The following is a 25,263-nucleotide window of genomic DNA, read 5'->3' on the forward strand; positions in this document are numbered from 1 at the left end:
CATGACGCACCGCCTTGCCATCCTCGACGACTACCAGGACGTGTCCCATGGCTTCGCCGATTTCGCGGCCCTGGAGGCGGAAGGCGTCACGGTGACGTCCTACCGGGAGCCCTTTGCTTCCCCCGACGCGCTGGTGGCGGCGCTGGCGGACACCACCATGGTCATCGCCATGCGCGAGCGGACGGCGTTCCCGCGGGAGGTCTTCGAGAAGCTGCCGGCGCTTGAGCTGCTGGTCACTACCGGAATGGCCAACGCCTCGATCGACGTGGCCGCCGCAACCGAGCACGGGGTGACGGTGTGCGGCACCCCGGGCTCACCTACGGCAGCGCCGGAGCTCACCTGGGCCCTGCTGCTGGCCATTGCCCGGCACCTGCCGGCGGAGGAAAACTCGCTCCGGGCCGGTACGTGGCAGTCAACGGTTGGCGTGGAGCTGGCCGGGAAGACCCTGGGCATCGTGGGGCTTGGCAAGATCGGCCGGCGGGTGGCCGCGTACGGGCAGGCGTTCGGCATGGACGTCGTGGCGTGGAGCCAAAACCTTACCGCCGGCGCTGCCGCGGAAGCCGGTGCCCGGCTGGTGTCCAAGGAGGAGCTGTTCACGGTGGCGGACGTCGCCACCCTGCACCTGCGGCTCTCCCCGCGGTCGGAGAACACCGTGGGCGAGGCCGAGCTGCGGCTGCTGGGCCCGGAAGGCATCCTGGTGAACACCGCCCGCGGGCCGCTGGTTGACCAGGAGGCCCTGGTCAAGGCGCTCAACCAGGGATGGATCCGCGGAGCCGCCCTGGACGTCTTCGACCAGGAGCCCCTGCAGGCAGGGCATCCGCTGCTGGCCGCACCGAACACCGTCCTTTCGCCCCACCTGGGCTACGTCACCCAGGAAAGCTACCGGCAGTTCTACGGCGGCGCCCTTGAAGACATCACCGCCTGGCTGGCCGGCTCCCCCATCCGAACCATCAGCGCCTGACCTGGAAGCACGCATGACCCACACCATCCGTACAGCAACACCGGACGACGCCGGCGCGCTCGCCGCGCTGGCGGCCGTCACCTTTCCGCTGGCCTGCCCGCCGTCGTCGTCACCTGCCGACATTGCCGCCCACCTGGCCAACACCCTCAGCGAGGACCACTTTGAGGAGTACCTCGCAGACCCGGACACCACCATCCTGGTCATCGACGCGGACGGGCAGCTTAACGGCTACAGCCTGCTGGTGGACCGGCCCGCGGCGGATCCGGACGTAACCTCCGTCCTGACCCTGCTGCCGTCCGTGGAGATCAGCAAATGCTATGTCCATCCCGACTACCACGGACTGGGCGCCGCAGCCGAACTCATGCACGCCAGCCTGGCAGCGGCTGCAGCCTCCGGCGGCGCCGGGGCGTGGCTGGGGGTCAACAGCCAGAATGCCCGCGCCATCCGCTTTTACGAAAAGTCGGGCTTCCGTAAGGTGGGCACCAAGTCCTTCCGGCTGGGCAGCACGGTGGAGCACGACTACGTGCTGGAACGCCCCCTGCCGTAGGCGGTCCGCTGCTTTCCGGCCGCACCCACCAGCGGCCCGCCGTCAGTGCAGCCTGCGGACGTCCATGCCGGCCGCCACTCCTTCCACCGGGTAGGCCAGCGGCGGCCGCGGTTCGGCCAGGAGCTTCAGCCCCGGCGGGAGGCCGTCGATGGTGCCGGTGGATCCAGCGGCATTAATGGTCACGCGGCTGGCGTCCAGCAGGACGTTTTCCGCCCGGAAGCTGCCCACGGTCTCCGGCAGGATCGGTGCCAGGTGCACCACGCCGCGGGTAAAGACGGGATCGAATCGCAGGAGGATCCGCGCGAGCTGCACAGGGGCGGCCGCAGCCCAGGCCTGCGGCGAGCACGCGGTGGGATAGGGAACAGGGCCGGGGAACTCGCCGCGGTCAAACCCGCAGAACAGCTCCGGCAACCGCCCTTCAAAGTGCTCGGCGGCATCAAGGATGCCCAGGGCCACCCGCTTGGCCTCGTCCACGAACCCGTACCGCATGAGCCCCGTGGCCACGAGCGCTGTATCGTGCGGCCACACCGAGCCGTTGTGGTAGCTGACCGGGTTGTAGGCGCCCATGTCGGATGCCAGGGTCCGGATGCCCCAGCCCGTGAACATCTGCGGCGACATCAGGTTCTCCATGACGGATTCCGCTTTGTCCTCGTCCACGATTCCAGTCCACAGGCAGTGGCCAATGTTGGAAGTCAGCGCATCAACGTGGCGCTTGTCCTTGTCCAGCGCCACCGCGAAATAGCCCTTGTCCGGCAGCCAGAACCTCTTGTTGAACTCCTCCTTGAAGGCTGCCGCCTTCCCGGCCCAATGCTGTTCCAGGCCTGAATCCCCGTTCCAGTGGGCCAGCAGTGACCTGCCCAGATAGGCGGAGTAGACATATGCCTGGACTTCGCAAAGGGCGATCGGTGCTTCCGCAATGGTCCCGTCAGCGAAATTGATCCCGTCCCAGGAGTCCTTCCAGCCCTGGTTCACCAGGCCGTGGTCGTTGGGCCGCTGGTATTCCACAAAGCCGTCGCCGTCGCGGTCGCCGTACTTTTCGATCCATTCCAGCGCCCGGTCAGCGTGCACCAGCAGCGGCTGGATCGCGTCCCGGGACAACCCCCACCGGCTCAACTCACCCAAGGTTGACACGAAAAGTGGCGTGGCGTCAGCTGTCCCGTAATACGCCGTGCCGCCCAGCGACAGCCCGGCGGTGACACCAAGCCTGACCTCGTGCGGAATGCGGCCGGGTTCCTCCTCGGAATCGGGGTCCACTTTCTTTCCCTGGATTCCGGCCAGGGTCTGCAGCGTGCCCAGCGCCAGGTTGGGGTTGACCATCAGGCTCATATAGGACGTCAGCAGCGAATCCCGCCCGAACAACGCCATGAACCAGGGGGCACCGGCGGCAACCGCGGCGCGATCGGGATGATGCGCATCGAAGATCCGCAGGGCACCAAGATCACTCTGGCTCCGGTTGAGCACGTTCTGGAAGCTGGTGTCCTCGATGCTGATCCGCGGAAGGTTCTCCTCCCAGGCCAGGTGCCGCCGCACGCCCTCACGGTGGTGCGGCAGCTGGCCTTCCTTGAAGGGCTTCTCCGGGGCTTCCCCGTTCACCAGCGGCACCACGATCACGCTGGTGGCCCATTTGCCCCTGGCCGGAACGGTGATTCGAAAACGCAGGCCATCCGTGCCCACTTCCGCACCCCGTGCACCGATGGCGGAACCCCGCTGCTGGCCATGCCGGGAAGCTTCAATAATGAGCTTTCCATCCACCACGGTGCGGGTGGTGTCGTCCGGGCCCGTAGTGCGCCCGCCCTTCACCTCGAACAGGTCAGCCTGGTCCGCATCGACCAGGAGTTCAATGTCGCACTCGACGTCCTCAGCCGCGTAATTCTGCAGCGTGATGTCGTCCTGCAGGCCCGGTCCAATGTGGCGGACCTGACGGACCACCAGGGGGCTGTCGAACCGGCCGCCCGGCCAGGTGGCACGGCCAACGAAGGTTGCCTCAAACGGTTGGGGCCGCTGGGCTGACAGCGGCTCCCGCAGCGACCCATTGATGCGCAGCACCCAGCGGGAGATGATCCGGGTGTCCTGGAAGAACACCCCGTTCGTCCCGGCGTCCGGACTGATGTCACCGGTTCCGGCGGAAATACAAAACGAAGACCCCTCCAGGACGGTAACGGCGCCCACGTCGGAACCGGAGGCTTCGTTGTCTTCATTCCAGGCGGTCATGGAAGGGCTCCCTCCTGAGGGGCTGCCCCCGGGGGATCGGGAGAAGCAGCATGGTCCCTATCGATTCTGGTACACCCGGGAATCCTGCGGAACCCCTGGACGAATCCTGCCCTCGATAAGGTCGGCATAAAGTTCAAGATGCTCGGCAACCATCCGTTCCGCGCTGAACCTCTCCTCCACGTCCTTGCGGCAAACGGCCCTGTCCAGCGCGGCTGCTGCCGGAACCAGGCCCGCCAGTTCAGCGGTGCCTCCCAGGAATCCGGTGCGCCCATGGTCAACGATTTCCGGGGCGGAACCAATGGATGTCCCCACCACCGGTGTCCCTGTAGCCAGGGCTTCAATCATCACCAGTCCGAACGGTTCGGACCACTGGATGGGATTCAGGAAGGCCAGTGCTTCCCCCATCAGCCGGTATTTCCTGGCGTCGTCCACCTCCCCCACGAAGTCCTCGTTGGGGCCCAGCATGGGTTCAATGACTTCCCGGAAGTAGCGGACCTCGTCCGGCTCCCGCATTTTGACAGCGATTTTCAGGTGCATCCCGGCCTGCCGGGCGATGGTAATGGCTTCAAGCAGTCCCTTGTCGGGGCACGACCGGCCGACGAAGCACAGGTAGCCGCCCTTCCCTGTTCCCACCGGAACCTTCGAGAGGTCCATGCCGTGGTGGATTACCCGTGTGACGGGAACATCGGGAGCGTGCGACGCCTGGTCCCTTGAGATGGCGATGACAGCGCCCTTCCGTGCCACGGCCCGGTAGATGTCCGCGGCCTCGGCGTGGATAGGGCCATGGATGGTGGTGGCCAGGGGCACGCCGGCCGGCCGGTGCAGGTAGAGGGGGCCCGCCAACGTGTGATCGTGGATGATGTCCACGTCCTGGAGCCCGTCATAGGCCCTGGCCACATGGCTGAGTTCCGCGAGCGTGGTTCCCAGTCCCCCGTAGTCGGTGGGCCTCATACCGGGAACGAGCTGTACCGGGCAGGTGCTGTCTGCCGGCGCCGCCAGCAGCACCTCGTGGCCGGCGGCGGCAAAGCCCCTGGCCAGGGTGTCCACTACTCTTTCGGTTCCCCCGTATGTTGCCGGTGGGACCGGAATCCACGGTCCCGTAACAAGTCCAATCCGCATTCCTGGCCTCCCAGGTTTTACAGGCCGGGCTCCCCAGCTGGCCGGGCAGGAACACACCACCCGGGCTCGTGTCCCGCGGCAGCGCAGTTCGATTCGAAGGGCCTACTGTTTGACCTCTGATCCGACTATTACCCGCGATGGGCCCCCGCGACAAGACCCGGATGTGATGGATGTCATGGCGCACCAAAGGAATCCGGACCCGGCCACGCAGGTTGTGCAAGGCATGAAGATTGAGATCTGGTCAGACGTCGCCTGCCCGTGGTGTTTCATTGGCAAGCGCCGGTTCGAGGCGGCCCTCGCAGCATTCCCGCACCGTGATGCCGTTGAGGTGGTGTGGCGGAGCTACCAGCTGGACCCCACGCTTCCGGAACACTACGACGGGACCGAACTGGAGTACCTGAGCAGCCGCAAGGGCATGCCGGCCGGGCAGGTCTCACAGATGTTCGAGCACGTGGCGCAGCAGGCAAAGGACGAGGGCCTGGACTACCACTTCGACAAAGTAGTGGTGGCCAACAGTTTCACCGCCCACCGCCTGATCCACCTTGCCGCAGCGCACGGCAGGCAGGATGCAGCCAAGGAGCGCCTGCTCAGCGACCACTTCGAGCACGGCAAGGACATCGGCAGCCGGGACTACCTGTCATCCCTTGGCGGGGAACTTGGGCTGCCTGCCAACGAGGTGGATGAACTCTTCACTACCGACAAGTACACGGACCAGGTCCGGTTCGACATCCAGGAGGCCCGGGGACTGGGCATCAGCGGCGTCCCGTTCTTCGTGATCGACCGCAAGTTCGGACTCTCCGGCGCCCAGCCCACCGGGACGTTCACGGCCGCCTTGAACCAGGCCTGGCAGGACGCCAACCCGCTGGTCCTGGTCAATTCCGCCGACGGGGAGGCGTGCGGCCCCGACGGCTGTGCGCTGTAGCATCTTTTACTGACACATCGCGGTAAAGTGTCTGTATGCCCAGGATTTCAGCGGCCAGCAACGCGGAACAACGAGCGGATACCCAGCGCCGCATCCTCACCGCCTTCGGCGAACTTCTCTTCACCCATGGCCTTCCAGGGCTGACCATGACCGACGTGGCCCGCCACGCCGGAATTGGCCGCACCGCGGTCTACAACTACTACGCGGACATCGAGGAACTCCTCATCTCCTATGCCCTGGATGAGACCGAAAAGTTCCTTTCCGATCTGCGCGAGTCGCTGGCCCGCCTGGAGAACCCGGTGGAGCGGCTGGCCCTGTACGTCCGCGCCCAGGTGGTTGACCTCAGCCGCCGCCACCTCCCGCCCGGACCTGCCATGGGGGCGGTGCTGTCGCCGTCGTCCTTTGCCAAGCTCTCCGACCACGTCGGTGAGCTCAGCGTCCTGCTGCAGGGCATCCTGCGTGACGGCATGGAGCAGGGCTACCTGCCCGTGGCGGACGTGGGCCAGCAGTCCCAGTTGATCCTGGGCACGCTCTCCTCCAGCGCGGCGCGGGGCAGCGATGAGCCTGCCGAGCTGGAGGCGCGCGTCGCCAGGACGGTGCGCTTCATCCAGTTGGGCGCGGGTGCACGGTTCGACGACGACGGGCGGCCCATCCGTGTGGCACAGCTTCCCGCGGTGGCCGGCTGAGAAAGCGTCAGGACGCGGAGGCAGCCGCAGGGGTCACGGGCAGTTTCTCGGTGTCCGCTGTGCGCCGGCTTTCCCGCGGGCAGCTGAGCTTTCCGGGCGTCTGGTCCACCAGGTCCGGCGGGACGAGAACCTTGTAGTCCTGTGCCAGGATCAGGTCCACGCTGGCATCGGTCCTGCCGTCCTGGAAGTAGTCAGACCCCTGCACATTGCGCTGCACGGTGAATGCCGCGGCTTGTCCGGCTGGCCCTGACACCACGGCCGCCACCCCGCGGTACCCCGCGTTGATGTTCGAGACGTTCCCCACCACGAACTTCCGTGCCAGGAGCTCGTCCGCAACGGTGCGGGCCAGGCCCGGCCTGCTGGTGGAGTTGTAGACGTTGAGGTTGATCTTCTCGCTGGGCGTGTAGTCGAACATCGAAGCCGGGCAGGATGACACCGGTGTCGGGGCCGGCTCGGCGGCGGGAATCCGCAGCCGGCCGTTGATGATGGCCAGCGCAACGATGATGCCTGCGGCGATCAGTCCCGTCAGGAGGACCAGCACCACCCCGTGCAGCACGCGGCGGCGGACCCGGGCTGTTTCATCGGCATCGGCAGCCGCTTCCATGGCGGCGCGCAGCTCGGGGCCGGAAACTACATGGTGGCCGTGCAGGACACCGGGGTCCTTCGGCCGCTTCCTAGCCATCGAGCACCAGGACCCGGGCGTGGATCGCAGTGCGCTGGTGCAGGGCGGTCCGGACCGCGCGGTGCAGGCCGTCCTCCAGGTAAAGGGTCCCCTGGTACTGCACCACGTGCGGGAACAGGTCACCGAAAAATGTGGAATCCTCCGCCAGCAGCGCTTCCAGGTCAAGGGTGCGCTTGGTGGTTACCAGTTCGTCCAGCCGGACCGGTCGCGGCGGCAGCGACGCCCACTGTTTGGGGGTGCTGTAACCATGGTCGGGGTAAGGGCGGCCCTCGCCCACAGCTTTGAATATCACCATGCCACAGTAGGCACCGCGCTGCCCCAGCGAAAGTGGCAGGGCGGACCGGCGCCAGGTTGTAGCCAAACAGTGACCATACGTCATGCGCCGGGTGCGCAGGCCGGGCCGGGCCGCTCCTGCTGACAGAATGGAGCCATGACAGCATCCGAGTCCCCTGCCGTGCCCGTGCCCGGAATCCGCCTGCCGTCCGCACCGCCGCTGGCGCTCCTGCTTGACGTGGACGGACCTGTGGCCAGCCCCGTGACGCGGGACGTTAAGCCGGACATCATCCTTGACCTGGTGGCCCTGGCAGCCGCGGGGATCCCCGTCATCTTCAACACCGGCCGCTCCGACGCCTTCATCCGCGAGCAGGTCATGGAACCAATGATCGCGGCCGGCATTCCGGCGGGAACCGTCATCCACGCCGTCTGCGAAAAGGGCGCGGTCTGGTTCAGCTACACCTCTGCCGGCCCGGGCCCCATCCACGTGGACCGGGAGCTTGCCGTTCCGGCGGCCTACGGCGACGACGTCCGCCGGCTGGTGGCAGAGGACTACGCGGCCCACATGTTCTTCGATGAAACCAAGCGGGCCATGGTCTCCGTGGAGCAGCACATCGATGTGCCCAGTGCCGACTACCTGGCAGAGCAGAAGCTGTTCGACGCCGAGGCCATGGAGCTCATGGGCCGCCACGGGCTGGGCGTGGTCCGGCTGGACCACCACGCACCGAATTCCGACGACGAGGTGGACTACCGCGTGGACCCCACCATTATCTCCACTGACATCGAATCGGTGCGGCTGGGGAAGGACCTTGGCGCCAGCCGGGCGGTGGAGCTGCTGGCAGCCCAGGGGATCACGCCGCAGGCCTGGCGGACGGTGGGCGACTCCCGCACCGATTACGCCATGGCGGACTGGCTGCACCACAACGACCACCAGGTGAAGCATGTGGACGTCCGGCCGGCGGACGGCGTGCCGGCCAAGCCGTATCCGGTGCTGACCGCGGCGGACCTGGGGCTGGAGGCGACAGTAATCCACGACGACGCCGGCGGCGCCTTCCTGCGCAGCTGGCGTGAGGGGCTGGACGCCTGAGCCCCTGCCGGGCCGCCGTCGGGCGTTCACCATGGCGCCCAACAGCGCCCCGAAACCTTCCGTTACTCCGGCAGGACTATCATGCAGGTAAGAATGCCCACTTCCACCAGCTCGGAGACAACCATTACAGAAGCACCGGTCCAGGACGAGGTCTACTACGGCGGCCAGGCGTCCGTGGAGGAACAATTTCACGCCGAGATCACCTCGGCGGCGGCGGAGCAGCGGCTCAGGCACCGGCCTGACGTCATCCGGCACAAGGGCCGCTATGCCCTGATCAATGACACCAGGACCCCATACCAGGCCATGGTGGAGGACCTGCTGTTCCTGCGCAATGTCCTGGCCAACGCCGGCCTTGCGTACCTCCTGGTCCGCGGCAACAATGACCGGCCCGTCCTGGCCCTCGACTGGCAGGACCGGAAAAAGCTCCGTGCCGCCCTGGTGGAGGCGTGCCGCGACGAACCCTTCTATTCCATGACCGTGGACGCCAAGAAGAAGACGTCCGTCCTGGTGGCCGACGGTGAGCTCTCACCCAACCGGCAGGGCCGCATCTTCCGCCTGTACCGGCCCCGGGTGGAGCCGGTGGGCGGCTTCGAATTCGGCGCCTCTGCCGGCGTGCAGATCGAACTGTGGTCCTTCGAGGGCGAGGAACTCACGCTTCCCATCGAAAACTCCCTGACCCGCAGGACCCTGCTCCGCCAGGACGCGGTCCGCGGCACCGTGGAACGCTACGGCCACACGTGGCCCACCATCGAGAACATGTTTGCCGACCATGCAAGCGACATCAGCTTCGACATCGACATCGTCTTCTCCTGGGTCGATGGGAGCTCCCCGGAATACATCGCGGCCCGCCGTGCCCAGCAGCAGGGTGTTGTCCTGGGCGAAGGCGACGACCACGAAGCCCGCTTCCGGCAGATCAACGAACTGAAGTACGCGCTGCGGTCCGTGTACATGTTTGCGCCCTGGATCCGCCGCATCTTCATTGCCACGGACTCCCCCGCCCCTGCCTGGCTGGCAGAACACCCGGCGGTCACGATCGTGCGCAGCGAGGAGTTCTTCGCCGACCCCTCCGTGCTGCCCACCCACAATTCACAGGCCGTGGAATGCCAGCTCCACCACATTGAAGGGCTGTCCGAACACTTCCTCTACTCCAATGACGACATGTTCTTTGGCCGCGCCGTGGGACCCGACATGTTCTTCACCCCCGGCGGCATCACCAAGTTCATCGAGGCGGAAACCAGGATCGGCCTGGGCGAGAACGCCGCGGAGCGCAGCGGGTTCGAAAACGCCGCCCGCGTGAACCGGAAGCTCCTGTGGAACCGATTCGGCCGGATCACGACGCGCCACCTGGAGCACACCGCGGCACCTCTGCGGCGCAGCGTAGTGGCCCAGATGGAGGAGGAGTTCCCGGCGGAGTTCCGCAAGACGGCGGCCAGCCGGTTCCGTGCGGCGGACAACATCTCCGTGACCAATTCGTTCTACCACTATTACGCACTGCTCATGGGCCGGGCCGTCACGCAGACGGCTGCCAAGGTGCGCTACGTGGACACCACCATGCGGTCAGGGCTGAAGTACCTGCCCAAGCTGCTCGCCAAGCGGAACATGGACTTCTTCTGCCTCAACGACGGCAGTTTTCCGGAGGTCAGTGCCGACGAGCGGGCCGAAGTAGTGACGGACTTCCTGGAAAGGTATTTCCCCATCAAGGCGCCCTGGGAGAAGTAGCCCCAGTACAGGCTGCCACCGGCAGCCTGTACTCACCGGCCGGCTGTCTCCACCGCCTGCCGGTGTTCACCGACTGCCCGTGTTCACGGACTGCCCGTGTTCACCGCCCGGGGGACACTCCGAATTTGGCGTTGGCGCGCTGCTTGGTGGTCTCCGGGATCCGGACTCCCGCAGCCTCCAGGCGCCGGGCAGTCTCCTCGGGTGACACGTACTCGCCCACTGTTGGTGAACTGCCCAGCGGGACCACGGAGTGCACGATCGTGTGCTCGTAGACGTGCACCAGGTTGAAGGATTGGCCGGCGTCCTGTCCGCGGGTTCCTCCCGCAGGGACGTTCAGGTCCTGGGTGTAGCACGTGGCGGAAGCGACCGAGACGGGAACGCCGGCGAAGCTGGCCGTGGTGGAGTAGTGGAGGTGGCCGGCCAGGATGGTGCGGACGTCCGAGTTGCGGACCACTGCCGCCAACGACGCCTGGTCGCGCAGTTCCACCAGCACCGAAAGGTCCAGCACGGACGGGACCGGAGGATGGTGGAGGGCCAGGATGGTGCCGTCCGGCGCAGGGGTTTCCAGCTGCCGGGCAAGCCAGTCCAGCTGGGCGGCACTCAGTTCGCCGTGGTGGAAACCAGGAACGGTGGTGTCCAGGGTGATCACGCGCAGCCCGTTGATGAAGTAGCTGTGGTCCACCGGCTCGTCGCTGCCGGGCTGGTCCAACAGGCCCTTCCGGAAGTTGGCCCGGTTGTCGTGGTTGCCCATGGCCCAAATAACCTGGGCTCCGAGGTCCCTGCAGGCAGGCTCCACGATGGCCCGCAGTTTCACGTAGGCCCGGGGATCGCCTTTGTCGGCGAGGTCGCCGGTGAAGATGACTGCCTCCGGCCGGGCCCCGGACGCCTTGACTTCGTCGAAGAGCTGAATAAGCCTGGCTTCGCTGTCAACGGTTCCGTAGAGGGGGTCCGGACCTCCCAACAGGTGGGGATCGCTCAGGTGGAGTAGGAAGTGGCGTGGCCGGGGATGCTCGGCCTCGATGTGCTCCATTGCTACCTCTATGGTCGGTGGGAAGCCGTTCTTCCCTTGTACCCTTCAGTAATATTTATCCAATCAGACATTTGGCAAACTTGGGGTAAATCGCCGTAGCTGATGTGGAAAAAGTTGGAAGAACTGCGCTTTTGCAGGTCCAATTCGGCCAAAGCCCCGTTTAGCCGAGCGCCCGCTCCACCGCGTCGATGACCTCGGCGGAATCCGGTTCAACCGTGGGGGCGAACCGGGCCACCACCTCGCCGTCACGGTTGACCAGGAACTTCTCGAAATTCCACTTCACCAGCCCGGGCGGCAGCCCGGTTTTGAACTTGGTGAGCTCTGTGTACAGCGGATGCTGGTTCCTGCCTCGGACGTCGGACTTGACGGTGAGCGGAAAGGTCACGCCGAAGTTCCGCTCGCAGAACTCCACGATGTCGCTGTCACTGCCCGGCTCCTGCCCAGCGAATTGGTTGCAGGGAACGCCCAGGACCTCGAATCCGCGGTCCTGGAATTTACCGTAGAGGGCTTCCAGCCCGGCGTACTGGGGAGTGAAGCCGCAGTTGGAGGCAACGTTGACCACCAATACTGCCTTTCCCCTGAACCGGCCGAAATCTGTCCTGGCGCCGTCGTTAAGGACCAGGGGGATTGGGTACAGCGGCCCCGGCCTCCGGGTCTGAGGAAGGTTGTTCATGTGGACTGTTCGTCGCCAATGCCCGGTGGACGGGTCCCGGGTGGAGATTTCCTAGGCCGGCGGCGTCGATGCCGCTGCGGTTGGCGTCGCGGTTGCCGTGGGCTCGGGTTCCGCGGGCGGCAGCGTGGGAGTGGGTGCAGGCTCAACCACCGGAGGCGGAGCCGGAGTCGTCGGGGCGGGCGCAGGCGCAGGCTCAACCACGGTTGGCACGGGTGCAGGCTCTACGGTCGCAGGTGGCGGGGCCGGCGTTGTGGCCACCGGGGCGCTCGGCAGTGGTTCAGTCGGCGGGGACAACGGTTCGCTCGACGCCGGAGCAGGTTCAGGTTCAGTCTGAGTCGGCGCCGGACCAGTGGGCGGTGGCGTCCCGCTATCCGGGTCATTGGGCGATGGCGTTGCAGTTCCAGAATCAGTCGGCGACGGTGTCGGGGTCGGACTAGGGTCCGTGGGCGTCGGTGTCGCAGTACCAGAATCAGTTGGTGACGGCGCAGCAGTTCCAGAACCAGACGGCGACGGAGTCACGGTATCCGCGTCAGTCGGCGACGGTGTCGCAGTACCAGAACCAGACGGAGCCGGAGTCGCCGTATCAGTGGGTGTCGGCGTCGGGTCGCTGGGGGTCGGGCTCTGCGCAGGGTCTGTGGGCGGCGGCGACGCGGCACTTCCCGAAGACTCAGCGGATGGCGGGGCCGTCGTCGTCAATTGCACATCAGGGGGCGGAAGCACCACACCCGTTGCCTCCGACGGGGCAGGTGCCGGAGCAAGCGGCAGGCGTGGCGGGAAGGGCGGGGCCAGCAGCCCGGCTGCAGGGAACCCATCGCCTGTGTCCACTTTGAGGGGGATGGTCCAGGTGATCCTGCCGCCGGCCGGCGTCTGGCCGGGTGCGTAGGAAACCATGCCGGCAGGAAGTGCCCAGTTCACGTCGCGGAGCTGGAGGAAGCTCCATCTGAGCGGGTTGATATAGCGCCCGTCCAGGATGGCCTCGAAATGCAGGTGGCAGCCCGTGGACCAGCCGGTGGTACCAACACGCGCGATGACCTGGCCCGTCTGGACGGTGTCGCCCAAACTGACGCCGATGGACTCAAGGTGGTTGTAGGTGGTGATGAGTCCATCGCCGTGATCGACTTCCACGCGGTTGCCGCCACCCCAGGGATGCCACCCGGCAGCGCGCACAACACCGGCATCAGCTGCGTGGACGGGGGTGCCGCAGGCCGCTGCATAATCCTGGCCCAGGTGGAAATCACCGGCGGTCCCGCTGATGGGACTGACCCGGAAACCAAACGGCGAACTCGGATTGAGAAGCTGAAGCGGGGCCATGAGAAAACCGGCTCCGGGCCTGCCCATGCCTGCGGGGCCTACAGTCAGCGCCCCGTCAGCACCCTGGACGGCACCCCCCATTGACGTGTGCGGGAAGGCAAGGGTCACCAACGGATTGGACAGGATGGCCGGCGGAACGGCACCTGCGCCCACCTGGTCCGACGCCGGCTGGGCAGCTTCCCTGCGCGCTTCCCGGAGGGCGTCCCCCGCGGAGGTTCCACCGGGAACAGCTGCACCCTGGGCGCCGGTTCCGGCAACTGCTCCCGCCAACTGCACCCGCTCAGCGGAGCCGGCAGAAAGGTTTACGGCACAAACGGAGGCCGCCAGCACCCCTGCAGCGGCCACGGCGCGGGCAACCGGGGGAAAGCTGCGCTGGTCCGGCTTCCTGTAGCCGGGCACTGAATTCTTGCCCAATTGAATGACTCCACGACGTGGCCTGCCGCACGTTGTCTCGACGGTATGTCCCATGGGACCACAGGGCCGCAGGGGTGGAAACCCCATAGGGGCAGTTTGCGGGTTTTTTGCGGGCGTTAGGGGGTGGGAGTTTCCGCTGTTAAGACGGTGGATACGGGCACCTTCGCTGAAATGGGCAACAATGTCTCATGCGCAATGTCCTTCGTATCTGGCAGGACGAAGTCAAAAAGACCTTCTCCGGGAAGGCTGATGCCCCACCCGAATGGTCGCTGCGGCTGGCGGACGGTGAGGACGCCGGCTACCACCTGCCCGGTTCCGCCGTGTGGGCAGTGCACGGCTCCATGACGCCGATCGTTGGCGGAATCCGCACGCTCCTCATGCAGTCGCTCCATCCGGGCGCCTTGGCGGGAGTGCACGAGCACTCCAACTTCCGGGAGGATCCCCTGCGGCGGCTGGCCAACACCATCCGGTGGATCTTCACGGTGACATACGGGTCAACGGCAGCCGCGGAGGAGGCAACACGCCGGGTCCGGCGCCTGCACGAGCCTGTCCAGGGCAATTACCAGGACAACGACGGCGGCATCCGCACCTACAGTGCCAACGATCCCGCGCTGGCCGGCTGGATTCACATCGCCTTTACGGACGGCTTCCTCGCGGCCCACAAGATTTGGGGCAGACCCATTCCCGGCGGCCCGGATGCCTACGTCAGGGAGTGGGCGCAGGCCGGGCGGCTGATGGGAGTGGACAACGCGCCCCTGTCCGAAGCGGAGATGCGCAGCCAGCTGGACCAGTGGTACACACAGGGCGGGCTGCGGTCGGACGCCAGGGTGAAGGAAACCGTTCAGTTCATCCGCAACGCTCCGCTGCATCCCCTGCTGAAGCCCGGTTACCGGATCCTGTTTGCAGCTGCCGTGTACAGCCTGGAACCCCGGTACCGCCGGATGCTCGGGCTTTCCGTTCCACGGCTGGGCCCCTTTCCCCTGCCCGTGAAACTGGCCACAAAGGTGGTGCTCGGCGTCGTCCATCTCGCCCTGGGCGGACCCCGCCGTCGGATGGGGCCCAGCGAACTGGCAGCGAGGGAGCGCCTGAGGCGGCTTGGAGAACCTGTGGCAGATATGGCCTAACAGTCCCCTGGGCCGCGGCCCGTCATGGCGAAAACGCAAGAACCCGGCCCCGGAGTACCGGGGCCGGGTTCTTAACCGGCGGAGAATGGGGGATTTGAACCCCCGAGGGCGTTAACCCAACACGCGTTCCAGGCGTGCGCCATAGGCCGCTAGGCGAATTCTCCAACTGCTTCTGAATCAAAAGCAGGTATTAGATTACCTGAACTTTTCCCCATCGCCCAATTGGGCTGTTCAGGGACAGGACTTCCGCGCTCCATGCAGGCCGTTCGGCGGCGCCCACATGCGCTTTAACCTGAAAATGGACGCCCCCAATGCGCCCATTCCCTGTTGCACCGTTGAGCTGCCGGGTCCGTCCCGTCCACCAGGCCACGCAGCTCACAACCTTGAGATTGCCCCAATCGGTGTACATATCCATGATCGCGGCTGGCGCCGGGATAAGCAATGAAATTCGCGATCTGAATGTCCTTTCGGCACTGCGGCACCCCTGGACCGGGGGCCCGGGAAGGGAACGGGGGCTGATTCGAGTCGAGCCCAATGTTCGGGTAAAGTATCTGACGGCCCCTCATGTGGCGTCATCCTGTTGAACTCCCCCAGGACCGGAAGGTAGCAAGGGTAGACGGGCTCTGGCGGGTGCATGGGGGGTCTTTACTATTCCCCCACAGGGCGGCGTGATGTCAGCCCGGATTGGTAGGGTTTTCTCTGTGACAGTTACTACCGCCCTGTACCGCAGATACCGTCCCGACTCGTTCGCTGACGTTATTGGCCAGGAGCATGTCACCGAGCCGCTGATGACGGCTTTGCGGAAGAACCGCGTCAACCACGCCTACCTTTTTTCCGGCCCCAGGGGCTGCGGCAAGACCACGTCCGCGCGCATCCTTGCCCGCTGCCTGAACTGCGCCCAGGGCCCCACGGACACCCCTTGTGGTACCTGCCCAAGCTGTGTCGAGCTGGCACGTGGCGGTTCGGGTTCCCTTGACGTCATCGAGATTGACGCCGCAAGCCACGGCGGTGTTGATGACGCACGCGACCTCCGCGAGCGCGCCACCTACGCCCCGGTGCGGGACCGCTACAAAATCTTCATCATCGACGAAGCCCACATGGTGACCTCCGCCGGGTTCAACGCCCTGCTGAAGATCGTGGAGGAACCGCCGGAGCACATCAAGTTCATCTTCGCCACCACGGAGCCGGACAAGGTCATTGGAACCATCCGTTCCCGGACCCACCACTACCCGTTCCGGCTGGTGCCGCCGGAGCCGCTGATGGCTTACCTCGAGCTCCTGTGCCGCCAGGAAAACGTCCCTGTGGCCCCTGGCGTGCTGTCGCTGGTCATCAGGGCCGGCGGCGGTTCCGTCCGTGATTCGCTTTCCGTCCTGGATCAGCTCATGGCCGGCGCCGGTCCCAACGGACTGGACTATGAGCTCGCCGTCGCCCTGCTGGGCTACACCCACGCCTCACTGCTGGACGACGTCGTGGAGGCCGTAGCCGCCTCCGACGCCGCCACGGTCTTCCGTGCCGTGGACCGTGTCATCCAGACCGGCCACGATCCCCGCCGGTTCGTGGAAGACCTGCTGGAGCGCTTCCGGGACCTGATCATCGTCCAGGCCATGCCCGAAAGCGCGCACGCCATCCTGCGCGGAATGCCAGCGGACCAGATCGCCCGCCTGCAGAACCAGGCCCACAACCTTGGCGCCGCGGAACTTTCACGCGCCGCGGATGTCACCAATACGGCCCTGACCGAAATGACCGGAGCCACGTCCCCCCGGCTGCACCTGGAGCTGCTGTGCGCGCGGATCCTGCTGCCCAGCTCGGAACAGAACGAGCGCGGCATCGCCGCCCGGATCGACCGTGTGGAGCGGCGCCTCAACTACACAGGGAATGACGTCACCGCTCCAGTTGCCCAGGCAGCGCCGGCAGCCGCGCGTGCCGACGTCCCCGAAGCCACATCAAGCGAACCCTCCTCGCCCGTGTCGCGTGTGACTGCGGCGGCCGGCCCTTCCGCGCAGGCGGCGCCGGAGCAGCCGTCCCAGCCCGCATCCGCCCGGCCTGCCGCTGCAGGGTCCGCGCCGGCAGAAGCCGCGCCCTCCCAGCCTCCCGCCGATGCTCCTCGAAGCCCGCTGACACCACCCCGGGTAAGCACCAACGACTGGCCTGTGGAGGACGCCGCGCGCGCCCGGGCATCAGAGGGCCCCGCCGTCGCGGGCCCCGGCCAGGCAGCGCCGCAAGGCAATGGGGCACAGCAAGCCGGCGCAGCACCCCAGTTCCAGGAAGACCGGCGAGCTTCCGGCCAGGCAGCCATGCCGCCGGCACAGGAAACACGCCAGGCGCCCGGCCCCCGCGTACCAACCCGGCAGATGCCCGGCGAGCAGGCCCCTGGCCACCAGGTACCCGGCAACCAGGCAGCCAGCCAAGACCAGGCCAGCCGCCCGTTCCCCGGCACGCAGGCAGTTGCTCAGGCAGGGGCGCCGTCGGCACAGCAGGAAGCGCCCGCCACGTCCGCCCCTGCCGCTCCCCCGGCCATGGGCGACGTGGAGGTGCTCCGCAGGGCTTGGCCAGACGTCCTGCAGGCACTGTCCAAAATCAAGCGCAGTACCTGGGCACTCGTTGAACCCAATGCGCAGGTCAGCGCCTTCGATGGCAGCGTTGTGACTTTGTCCTTCACTACCCAGGGACTGGCCGGAGCCTTCGGCAGGGCGGACCACTCGGACAACCTGCGCCAGGCCATCCACAAGACCGTTGGCATCGACTGCCAGATAAACGCGGTTGCCGGCGGCGCCACCCAAGCGAGCTCTGAGCCAAACCCAAAAGTGCCCGCCAGCCCGGTGGTTCAGGCCACGTCAGCTGACGTTGCCTGGGGGCTTGCTCCTGCCCCCGCTCAACCAGCCCCGCCGGCACCGGCTCCCGCGGCCGGTGTTGGCTCCGCGGCGCCCGCGGATGGAAACCCTGAGCGGGCCGCTGCTGCCCGGAGCAACACCTCGGTCCAAGGCTCAACTGCTGGCGGAAGTTCCGGCAGCACTGCTGTTGCTGCCAGCCCGGCAGCTGCACCGGAGGGAACCCGCTCGGCAGCCGCCTCTCCAGCCTTACGTCCTGAGCCTGCCACTAACCCGCACGTCCGCGGGGACACAAATTCTGTTCAGCCCGGAGCCCAAGGCACGGAAACCCCGGGCTCCGGTGCCAACGCCAGCCTGTCCCGGTACCCGTCAGCCGGCGGCGACTACTCGTACTCCGATGACGACTGGGGTCCCCCGCGGGACGAGGACGCTCCCCCGCTGGAGGAGGAGCCTCCCATGGACTGGGAGCCCGCCACGCGTCCAGGCAACAGGACAGCGCCATCTTCCCCGGTGATGGGCAACCCCACGGAAGTCTCCGGCTCCGGCAGTGAGGCAGCCGCGCACCCCCAGGAGACACCAACCGGCGGTTCCGGCACGGGCAGCGCGCCCCAGCCGGTGAGCCAGAATGCGGTCGCCCACGATCCCTGGACGCGGGCTGTGGAACAGGCCCCCGGCGTGTGGGTGGTTGGAGAGAAGAGCAACGTCGGCGCCAGGCCCGTCCCCGGGTCCGTGCCTGACCACATTGGGACGCAGGCCGATGTCCCGCATTACCCCCCGGCGACAGCCCAGGTGCCACCGTCCATTCCCGTTGCACCGGCAGCAACGGCTGCTGCGGCAGCAGTGTCGGGTTGGGGGCCGGCCGCGGCGTCCATCGCGGCTTCGGGCGCGGATCACGGAGCACCGGCTGGAACGTACCAGGTGCCGTCCCTTGACCGCGCGCCCGTGCCAGAGTTCGCCATGGCCTCCGCAGCACCCGCCACGGCTGCAAACTCGATGGCGGCGTCGGCCCAGGTTGCACCCACCCCGGTGGCCCAGTCCACCGTGGCCCAGTCCACCGTTGCGCCTTCACGGCCCGCGATGCCGTCACAGGCATCGGCACCTGCACCGGTGGCCGGACGAACGGAATCGCGGCAAAGCCTTTACCAGCGGCTCTCCAACAGTCCCGAAGCTGAGGCCGGACGGGCCAAGGCACCGGCCAGGGCCGCCGCCGCGCCGGGCGCCTTCGTCCAGGACGTGCCAAGCGCTGACGATGAGACCATCGAAGAATCGGGCGTCTTCGGCCGGGCCGCCGTGGAACGCATTCTGGGCGGAAAATTGATCGAGGAGCGGTCCCTGGACGGTAGCCCGGTCACGCCACGCTATTGATCGCCGCAAGCAGCACCGGCAGCATGACCAACTTTTTGTTCCATCCGCCATCCACACCAAGCTAAAGAGGGAAACGTGTACGAAGGTGCTGTCCAGGAGCTGATCGATGAGCTCGGACGCCTTCCGGGGGTGGGTCCCAAGTCCGCGCAGCGGCTGGCGTTCCACATCCTTGAGGCCGACCCCCAGGACATGAAACGGCTGGTGGAAGCCATCACTACGGTCAAGGAACGGGTGAAGTTCTGCACAGTCTGCGGCAACGTCACCGAGCAGGAGCTGTGCAACATCTGCCGTGACCCGCGCCGCGACCCTGCGGTCATCTGCGTAGTGGAGGAATCCAAGGATGTCCTGGCGGTGGAACGCACGCGTTCCTTCCGCGGCCGGTACCACGTGCTGGGCGGCGCCATCAATCCCATTGCCGGTGTGGGACCGGAACAGCTGCGGATCCGTGAGCTGCTCACGCGGTTGAACGACGGCGAAATCCAGGAAGTGATCATCGCCACCGACCCCAACCTGGAGGGTGAGGCAACGGCCACCTACCTGGCCCGCATGCTCAAGACGATCGGCATCGCCGTGACCCGCCTCGCCTCCGGCCTCCCCGTGGGCGGTGATTTGGAGTACGCGGACGAAGTCACCCTGGGCCGTGCCTTCGAGGGCCGGCGCAACGCCCTGGGCTGACGCGTCCCGGACCTAAGCTCTCGGGCTTATTCCGGCCGGATCGTCCCGCGCCATGTCAAGGTTTCGTTTTCTGCGGTATCCCCCTGCCACGATGGCGCCGGCTACCGCGGCCTGGCCAAGGAACCCTACCAAGGCCATGGGCATGCGGGGCTCGTCCCGGCTGCGCGGCTGCCCCTGCACGCACGGCACCTGCCTGGCGTCCGCGGCTTCCTGAAGTGCTGCAGGCACCCACCCCAGGACGTGGCCGGCCTTGTCTACCTCCGCGCCCAGCATCAGGAACAGTACGGGCGGGCTCAGCGCCGGGAGCCACATCAGACGCTCGGTGTGGTATATCTCACTGATCCCGCCGTCGATTTCGGAGCATCGAAACGCCACGCGGGTTCCGTCGGGCGCCCATTCGACATTCAGCGCCACCGTGACCGGTTCCTCCGCCCGGACCAGGGGCAGCAATGCGATGGCGGCAGCGGGGGCTCCCGCCACAAAGGCAATGCACAGCATCCATCCGGCGGCAGGCGCCAGCCGCCGTCGTCCAGCCCACGCCGAAAGCCCCGCCCCAATGGCGCCAAACACCACACACTCCACCAGGACGACGCCGGCCGACACAGCCGCCACGGTGCCTGGGGCCCCCGCAATCCAGGCCTGCACCAGCAGTACACCCAAGACAAGAGCTCCCAAGGCCATCCCCCTCAAGGCGGTGGCCAGCACCGGATTAAGGAGAGAACCTCCTGGACGCCCTGGCCTGGCCCGGAATCGGCCCTCCGCATGCACGCCCCAGGTAACAGCCAGGAATGCGGCGGTGGCCGGTATCAGGGCTGAGGCAAGGGAGTAGACCAGCAGGGGTTGGACCAGTGGACTTCCCTCGCCACCCGAGGGCGCCAGCAGGACAACCGCGCCGGTAGCAGCCCAGGTACCCAAGACCGCTGCCGGGGGCCGGGCAACTGGTCCAATCGTGGTCCGCCCCGGCCGGTCTGTCCATAGGTCCATGGCCGGTATGTGGTCACAATTCAACGCCGCTCCGGGCACGGCGATAAACTGTCGGAGGAAAGTCGCGCCGTTCCGGCGTCAGGCTGCCTGGCCTCCAGAACTCCAATTGATCCAATGAAGGTACGCGCATGAGTACGCCCACTACCGAAGTGCACAACGCAACGCAGTCGCAGGCCGCCCCCGCCGCCGGCGCGGTGACCAAACAGCTCATCGTGCAGAAATTCGGGGGCTCCTCGGTGGCAGACGCTGACGGGATTAAGCGCGTGGCAAAGCGGGTGGTTGATGCCCAGGAAGCCGGCAACGAGGTTGTAGTGGTGGTCTCGGCCATGGGCGACACCACCGATGAGCTCCTGGACCTTGCTGCGCAGGTGACCGACTCCGCCCCCGCCCGCGAAATGGACATGCTCCTTTCGGCCGGTGAGCGTATTTCCATGGCTCTGCTGGCCATGGCCATCAACAAGCTCGGCGCCTCCGCCCAGTCCTTTACCGGATCGCAGGCAGGCATGATCACCGACGGTATCCACGGCAAGGCCCGGATTATCGACGTCGACCCGCACCGCATCCGCACCGCCCTGGACAAGGGCAACATCGCTATCGTGGCGGGCTTCCAAGGCATGAGCCGGACCACCAACGAAATCACCACGTTGGGCCGCGGCGGCTCTGACACCACGGCAGTGGCGCTGGCGGCAGCCCTCGAGGCCGACGTCTGCGAGATCTACACCGACGTGGACGGCATCTTCACCGCCGATCCGCGCGTGGTGCCGTCAGCCCAGAAGATCGACACCATCTCCAGCGAAGAGATGCTGGAACTCGCCGCATCAGGGGCCAAGATCCTCCACCTGCGCTGCGTGGAATACGCCCGCCGGTTCGGCGTCCCCCTGCACGTCCGTTCCTCATTCAGCCAGCATGAAGGCACCTGGGTCATCCCCAGCGCCGACGACAAGATCACCACTCAAGAGGGAGTTGCCTTGGAGCAGCCAATCATCTCCGGCGTTGCGCATGACCGTTCCGAAGCGAAGGTCACCGTGGTCGGCGTCCCGGACATCCCCGGCAAGGCCGCCGCGATCTTCCAGGTCATCGCCGACGCACACTCCAACATCGACATGATCGTCCAGAACGTGTCCACCCACGGCACGGGCAAGACCGACATCTCCTTCACCCTGCCCATCGTCGAAGGCGCAGACGCCCTGGCCGCCCTTCATGCAGCCCAGGACCAGATTGGCTTCGAGACCATCGAATACAACGAGCAAATCGGCAAGCTCTCCCTGATCGGCGCCGGAATGCGTTCCCACCCGGGAGTCTCCGCCACCTTCTTCAAGGCGCTGTCCGACGCCGGCATCAACATCAACATGATCTCCACCTCCGAGATCCGCATCTCCGTGGTGACGCATGCCGACCTGCTGGATGAGGCCGTGCGCGTGATCCACAAGGCGTTCGGGCTGGACACCGAAAGCGAAGCGACCGTCTACGGCGGCACCGGCCGCTAGGCGCATCAAAAAGCCGGGCTGCCTTTCCCTCCGGGGAAGGGCAGCCCGGCTTTCCTGGTTTTAGGGTGCGCCTGGAAAGGATCAGCCTTCACGTTCCAGGTCTTCGCGGCGCACCGCGTAGTGATGGCCGGTTGAGTCGGTCTCGACCACGAAATGCGAGAGGTCCTCTTCGGAGGCCTGTTCGAATTCATCGTGTTTGTGCACTACGGGCGTATCAGCGTCCAATCGGGTGGCAGGACCGAAGAAGAAGCGGAGCCTCTCAGTCAGGCCCATGAAACTATCAATCACATGTGCCACTGTTTTCCACCCCCTTCCCGATTGCTCGGGCGAAAGCGCACGTGGCTCCGGCAGGAGCCAGTGCCCTTATCTTAAGCCCGCAGACGGAAAAAGGCGCCGGTGTGCGGCGGAAGGAAACTCCTAGCGCAGCGAGCGGTCTTCGGGGTTTCGTGGCACCACATAGGTGCTGCCGTCCGGCCTGGTGATGGTTTCCCACTGCTGGGTTTCCGCCTGGCGCTGTGCCAGCAGCCTGCGGTTCTCTTCGGTCATATCATGCCCCAGGGCGGTGCGGCTTGCGGGGCCGAAAACAGCGCGCAGCTTTCCTGTGGCACGCATGAAGCGCTGGGAGGCGTTTCCCTTGTCCGCGGACTTGTCCCTGCCCATGAAGAAGTTCCTTCCACTCACCGTTAACCTGCAACAAATGTACACTAATAATTAGTGCACTAACAATGGGAGGACGCATGCGCACCACGACAGCAGAAACGGACAAGGCGGGGCCTGCCGCAGCAGAGCCGGGTGAAGTCCAGGACGAAGACCTGCTGCTGGAACACCAGCTGTGCTTTGCCCTTACAGTCGCTGCCCGAAGCGTGGTGGGGGCCTATAAGCCGGTGCTTGAGAAACTCAACCTCACCCATCCGCAGTACCTGGTGATGCTCTGCCTGTGGGAAGACAGCCCGCGGACGGTGCGGAACATCAGCGAGGCCCTCGCCCAGGAACCGGCCACCATATCCCCGCTGCTCCGCAGACTGGAGGCAGCGGAGTTGATCACGCGGCGCCGCGCGGACGGAAACGAGCGTGCACTCGCCGTCGAACTGACGCCCAAAGGTGCGGCATTACGGCAGCAGGCCCTGCAGGTGCCAGGGACCATGATGGATCGGCTGGGGCTGACCCGGGACCAGGTCACGGAGCTGCACGCAACCATGATGGGCCTGATCGCCGCCACGTCCCAGTGAGCGGCGGACAGGACCAGTACCAGCCCCGGCCTGTCGCCAGCGGCTCAAGCGACTAGAATAACTGGACCAAGGAGAGGAAGCCTGATGCGTAATTTCCGCATGCTCGCAGCGGTCCTGGCGGTTGGCGCAGGGCTGATTTCCGGTTGCAGCGGCACTCCTGACAATGGCGCATCGGTCTCAACTGCGCCTCCTTCCTCCTCAACAGGAAGTTCACCTGCCGCCTCTGCCACTCCCTCCCCCGACACCGAAACCTCGGTACCGGCACCCGCTCCCGCCACGTCGCAGCCAAGTGCCGGCCCCGGGCAGGGAAACGCGGAACTCGCCATCACGGTGGTGCCGTCCCAGGGCGCGGCCGAACTCGATTACACGCTGGTCTGCGCCTCCGGCACACCGGCCGCGGAAAGCAGCCACCCCAACGCGGCCGCGGCCTGCGCAGCCCTGAAGGCCAACCCGGGCATCCTGTCACCCACGGAGCCCGGAACGTCCCGGCCGTGCACCCAGCAGTACGGCGGCCCACAAAAAGCCACGGTCACGGGCATGGTGGACGGTGTAGCGGTGGAATCCTCCTTTGCGCGGAGCAACGGATGCGAAATCAGCGCCTGGGATGCTGCCAAGGATGTGCTGGGTGCTGCCGGTGGAGCCTCTTAAGCCCCTGGCGGCGGAGGACGCGTTGGCGCGGGAAGAAGCCCACATCCGGCGCGTCAGCCGCTACGCCGACCCCTACCTGGCCCGGCGCTCGGCGGGGCAGAAACACCCGGTGGAGGACTTCCTCTTCACCTATTACACCCAGAAGCCAGGCCAGCTGAAGCGCTGGCACCCAGGTGCCGGAGCGGTCCTCACCGGCGGACAGGCAGCCGCGCGGCTGGGGTGGAAGCACTACCGGATGCTCGACGACGGCGAACTTGCCTCCCTGGGGCTGGCTGCGGGAAGCACCGCCGCCACCTTCGACCGGCACGCCTTCCTGGCCGACCGCAAGGAGGCCGTGGACTTCGCCGGAATCATCCTCCGCGGGACGGCGGCAAGGCCGGCGCAGTTCGGCTGCTTCGGCCTGCACGAGTGGGCCATGGTGTACCGCCAGGACAAGTTCGACCTCCGCCACGAGTACCTGCAGCTGCGCCTGGGAGCGGCCGGCACGGACCGGGTGGTGGAGGACAACAGGATCCGCTGTACCCATTTCGACGCGTTCCGCTTCTACACCCCCGATGCCATCCCACTGAACGAGCACTCCCCCAGCCGGGATACGCAGCGCCACCTGGAACAGCCGGGCTGCCTGCACGCCAACATGGATCTTTACAAGTGGGCGTACAAGCTGCTGCCGGCGCTGTCCAGCGAAGTGGTCATGGACTGCTTTGAACTCTCCTGGCGGATCAGGGCCATGGATATGCAGGCCTCCCCTTACGACCTCGCCGATTGGGGCTACCCCGCCATCCCCATCGAGACGCCCCAGGGCAAGGCTGCTTATGTCGAGCACCAGCGGGCATTCGCCTCGGAAGCGGGGATCCTCCGGGAGCGCCTTGCCGCGGAACTCGGGGCCCTGGCAGACCGGGTGCCACAGTGATCGACCTGACCATCACCATCCGGGAGGACCCCGACGGGCCTGAGCATGTGTTCCGGCTTGTGGCCGCGGACGGCACTCCCGCCGCCGGAACCACCCTTCCCGGGCCCGGGGCCGCCCTGGCCGCCGTGGAGCGGTTCGGTGAGGACATCTTTTTCCCGAAACCGGGCCCGCCCAAACTGTGCACCCAGCAGTACGGCGGCCCGCAGGTTGCGGTGGTTACCGGCACCTTCCATGGCCGCCCCGTCAACTCGACCTTCACCCGCACCGATGGATGCGAGATTGCGCAGTGGAAGGCCATGGGTCCCCTGCTGGGCGGGACAGCCGCCTAGCTTTTACATTGCCTGGCCTTCCGGGGCAGGAAGGGAAAAGGTCCCGGGC

Annotated in this window: 24 protein-coding genes, 1 tRNA gene and 1 other RNA gene; 15 read left to right on the plus strand and 11 right to left on the minus strand. The window is 66.4% G+C overall.

The genetic code is table 11. The annotated features are described in order from the left end of the window. Window position 1 precedes the first annotated feature (1 nt). Window positions 2-961: a D-2-hydroxyacid dehydrogenase family protein gene (locus QFZ60_RS17520; protein ID WP_307092140.1), complete on the plus strand. Its 960-nt coding sequence runs from the start codon at window positions 2-4 to the stop codon at window positions 959-961. A gap of 13 nt (window positions 962-974) precedes the next feature. Further along, window positions 975-1,508: a GNAT family N-acetyltransferase gene (locus QFZ60_RS17525; protein WP_307092142.1), complete on the plus strand. Its 534-nt coding sequence runs from the start codon at window positions 975-977 to the stop codon at window positions 1,506-1,508. A 42-nt stretch (window positions 1,509-1,550) separates the two neighbouring features. On the opposite strand, the gene QFZ60_RS17530 is transcribed toward QFZ60_RS17525, so the two are convergent. After that, complete coding sequence (locus QFZ60_RS17530; RefSeq protein WP_307092144.1) at window positions 1,551-3,719, minus strand: glycogen debranching N-terminal domain-containing protein; 2,169 nt, start codon at window positions 3,717-3,719, stop codon at window positions 1,551-1,553. Window positions 3,720-3,776: 57 nt separating this feature from the next. Continuing rightward, entirely contained in the window at window positions 3,777-4,838 is a 1,062-nt protein-coding gene (locus QFZ60_RS17535) for a glycosyltransferase family 4 protein (RefSeq protein ID WP_307092145.1), read from the minus strand. A 223-nt stretch (window positions 4,839-5,061) separates the two neighbouring features. Here QFZ60_RS17535 and QFZ60_RS17540 point away from each other — a divergent pair, with 223 nt between their 5' ends. Together QFZ60_RS17540 and QFZ60_RS17545 are read left to right on the plus strand one after the other, a co-directional pair. Continuing rightward, window positions 5,062-5,760: a DsbA family oxidoreductase gene (locus QFZ60_RS17540; protein WP_142119684.1), complete on the plus strand. Its 699-nt coding sequence runs from the start codon at window positions 5,062-5,064 to the stop codon at window positions 5,758-5,760. A 35-nt stretch (window positions 5,761-5,795) separates the two neighbouring features. Beyond that, on the plus strand, window positions 5,796-6,446 hold the full coding sequence (locus QFZ60_RS17545) for a TetR/AcrR family transcriptional regulator (RefSeq protein ID WP_307092147.1): 651 nt from the start codon (window positions 5,796-5,798) through the stop codon (window positions 6,444-6,446). Window positions 6,447-6,453: 7 nt separating this feature from the next. Here the strand turns inward: QFZ60_RS17545 and QFZ60_RS17550 are convergent, their stop codons facing one another. Together QFZ60_RS17550 and QFZ60_RS17555 are read right to left on the minus strand one after the other, a co-directional pair. Then, window positions 6,454-7,128: a LytR C-terminal domain-containing protein gene (locus tag QFZ60_RS17550; RefSeq protein WP_307092149.1), complete on the minus strand. Its 675-nt coding sequence runs from the start codon at window positions 7,126-7,128 to the stop codon at window positions 6,454-6,456. Further along, window positions 7,121-7,420, minus strand: coding sequence for a type II toxin-antitoxin system VapB family antitoxin (locus QFZ60_RS17555; RefSeq protein ID WP_026264985.1), 300 nt, complete (start codon window positions 7,418-7,420; stop codon window positions 7,121-7,123). Before QFZ60_RS17555 ends, QFZ60_RS17550 begins: the two co-directional genes overlap by 8 nt. A gap of 138 nt (window positions 7,421-7,558) precedes the next feature. Between QFZ60_RS17555 and QFZ60_RS17560 the strand changes: the two genes are divergently transcribed. Together QFZ60_RS17560 and QFZ60_RS17565 are read left to right on the plus strand one after the other, a co-directional pair. After that, window positions 7,559-8,488 (plus strand): hypothetical protein, encoded by a 930-nt coding sequence (locus QFZ60_RS17560; RefSeq protein WP_307092150.1) that lies wholly within the window; start codon window positions 7,559-7,561, stop codon window positions 8,486-8,488. Between the two features lie 81 nt (window positions 8,489-8,569). Beyond that, window positions 8,570-10,207: a stealth family protein gene (locus QFZ60_RS17565; protein WP_307092151.1), complete on the plus strand. Its 1,638-nt coding sequence runs from the start codon at window positions 8,570-8,572 to the stop codon at window positions 10,205-10,207. A 100-nt stretch (window positions 10,208-10,307) separates the two neighbouring features. Here the strand turns inward: QFZ60_RS17565 and QFZ60_RS17570 are convergent, their stop codons facing one another. The 3 genes from QFZ60_RS17570 to QFZ60_RS17580 all read right to left on the minus strand — a co-directional run bounded on the left by QFZ60_RS17570 (window position 10,308) and on the right by QFZ60_RS17580 (window position 13,722). Next, window positions 10,308-11,237 (minus strand): phosphodiesterase, encoded by a 930-nt coding sequence (locus tag QFZ60_RS17570; RefSeq protein WP_307092152.1) that lies wholly within the window; start codon window positions 11,235-11,237, stop codon window positions 10,308-10,310. 160 nt (window positions 11,238-11,397) lie between these two features. Next, window positions 11,398-11,910, minus strand: a complete 513-nt coding sequence (locus QFZ60_RS17575) for a glutathione peroxidase (protein ID WP_307092153.1) — start codon at window positions 11,908-11,910, stop codon at window positions 11,398-11,400. A gap of 51 nt (window positions 11,911-11,961) precedes the next feature. Beyond that, window positions 11,962-13,722, minus strand: coding sequence for a peptidoglycan DD-metalloendopeptidase family protein (locus QFZ60_RS17580; protein WP_307092155.1), 1,761 nt, complete (start codon window positions 13,720-13,722; stop codon window positions 11,962-11,964). A 101-nt stretch (window positions 13,723-13,823) separates the two neighbouring features. Here QFZ60_RS17580 and QFZ60_RS17585 point away from each other — a divergent pair, with 101 nt between their 5' ends. Further along, window positions 13,824-14,759, plus strand: a complete 936-nt coding sequence (locus QFZ60_RS17585) for an oxygenase MpaB family protein (protein WP_307092156.1) — start codon at window positions 13,824-13,826, stop codon at window positions 14,757-14,759. 79 nt (window positions 14,760-14,838) lie between these two features. Here the strand turns inward: QFZ60_RS17585 and QFZ60_RS17590 are convergent. Continuing rightward, window positions 14,839-14,923 (minus strand) — tRNA-Ser (locus QFZ60_RS17590). A gap of 389 nt (window positions 14,924-15,312) precedes the next feature. Between QFZ60_RS17590 and ffs the strand changes: the two genes are divergently transcribed. The 3 genes from ffs to recR all read left to right on the plus strand — a co-directional run bounded on the left by ffs (window position 15,313) and on the right by recR (window position 19,627). Continuing rightward, window positions 15,313-15,409: signal recognition particle sRNA small type (gene ffs / locus QFZ60_RS17595), an RNA gene on the plus strand. Window positions 15,410-15,430: 21 nt separating this feature from the next. Beyond that, the gene (locus QFZ60_RS17600; RefSeq protein ID WP_373427693.1) at window positions 15,431-18,952 is read left to right on the plus strand and encodes a DNA polymerase III subunit gamma and tau; all 3,522 of its coding nucleotides are present in this window, start codon (window positions 15,431-15,433) and stop codon (window positions 18,950-18,952) included. A 75-nt stretch (window positions 18,953-19,027) separates the two neighbouring features. Beyond that, a complete protein-coding gene (gene recR / locus QFZ60_RS17605; RefSeq protein ID WP_141158226.1) occupies window positions 19,028-19,627 on the plus strand; it encodes a recombination mediator RecR in 600 nt (199 codons plus the stop codon). 12 nt (window positions 19,628-19,639) lie between these two features. On the opposite strand, the gene QFZ60_RS17610 is transcribed toward recR, so the two are convergent. Then, on the minus strand, window positions 19,640-20,611 hold the full coding sequence (locus QFZ60_RS17610; protein WP_307092160.1) for a hypothetical protein: 972 nt from the start codon (window positions 20,609-20,611) through the stop codon (window positions 19,640-19,642). 128 nt (window positions 20,612-20,739) lie between these two features. Here QFZ60_RS17610 and QFZ60_RS17615 point away from each other — a divergent pair, with 128 nt between their 5' ends. Continuing rightward, window positions 20,740-22,098 carry an aspartate kinase gene (locus tag QFZ60_RS17615; RefSeq protein WP_307092161.1) on the plus strand — a complete coding sequence of 453 codons (1,359 nt, stop codon included), beginning with the start codon at window positions 20,740-20,742 and terminating at the stop codon, window positions 22,096-22,098. Window positions 22,099-22,179: 81 nt separating this feature from the next. Here QFZ60_RS17615 and QFZ60_RS17620 read toward each other — a convergent pair whose 3' ends face one another. Both QFZ60_RS17620 and QFZ60_RS17625 read right to left on the minus strand, forming a co-directional pair. Then, on the minus strand, window positions 22,180-22,395 hold the full coding sequence (locus QFZ60_RS17620) for a hypothetical protein (protein WP_142119665.1): 216 nt from the start codon (window positions 22,393-22,395) through the stop codon (window positions 22,180-22,182). A gap of 120 nt (window positions 22,396-22,515) precedes the next feature. Then, window positions 22,516-22,758: a hypothetical protein gene (locus QFZ60_RS17625; protein WP_142119663.1), complete on the minus strand. Its 243-nt coding sequence runs from the start codon at window positions 22,756-22,758 to the stop codon at window positions 22,516-22,518. 77 nt (window positions 22,759-22,835) lie between these two features. Between QFZ60_RS17625 and QFZ60_RS17630 the strand changes: the two genes are divergently transcribed. From QFZ60_RS17630 to QFZ60_RS17645, 4 genes are all read left to right on the plus strand, one after another. Beyond that, window positions 22,836-23,327 carry a MarR family winged helix-turn-helix transcriptional regulator gene (locus QFZ60_RS17630; RefSeq protein WP_307092163.1) on the plus strand — a complete coding sequence of 164 codons (492 nt, stop codon included), beginning with the start codon at window positions 22,836-22,838 and terminating at the stop codon, window positions 23,325-23,327. An 84-nt stretch (window positions 23,328-23,411) separates the two neighbouring features. Then, the gene (locus tag QFZ60_RS17635) at window positions 23,412-23,975 is read left to right on the plus strand and encodes an SSI family serine proteinase inhibitor (protein WP_307092164.1); all 564 of its coding nucleotides are present in this window, start codon (window positions 23,412-23,414) and stop codon (window positions 23,973-23,975) included. Beyond that, window positions 23,944-24,885 carry a 3-methyladenine DNA glycosylase gene (locus QFZ60_RS17640; RefSeq protein ID WP_307092166.1) on the plus strand — a complete coding sequence of 314 codons (942 nt, stop codon included), beginning with the start codon at window positions 23,944-23,946 and terminating at the stop codon, window positions 24,883-24,885. The genes QFZ60_RS17635 and QFZ60_RS17640 overlap by 32 nt, the downstream gene beginning before the upstream one ends. Then, on the plus strand, window positions 24,882-25,214 hold the full coding sequence (locus QFZ60_RS17645; protein WP_307092168.1) for a serine protease inhibitor: 333 nt from the start codon (window positions 24,882-24,884) through the stop codon (window positions 25,212-25,214). The genes QFZ60_RS17640 and QFZ60_RS17645 overlap by 4 nt, the downstream gene beginning before the upstream one ends. Window positions 25,215-25,263 lie beyond the last annotated feature (49 nt).

The organism is Arthrobacter sp. B2I5 (assembly GCF_030816735.1).
GTDB lineage: Bacteria > Actinomycetota > Actinomycetes > Actinomycetales > Micrococcaceae > Arthrobacter.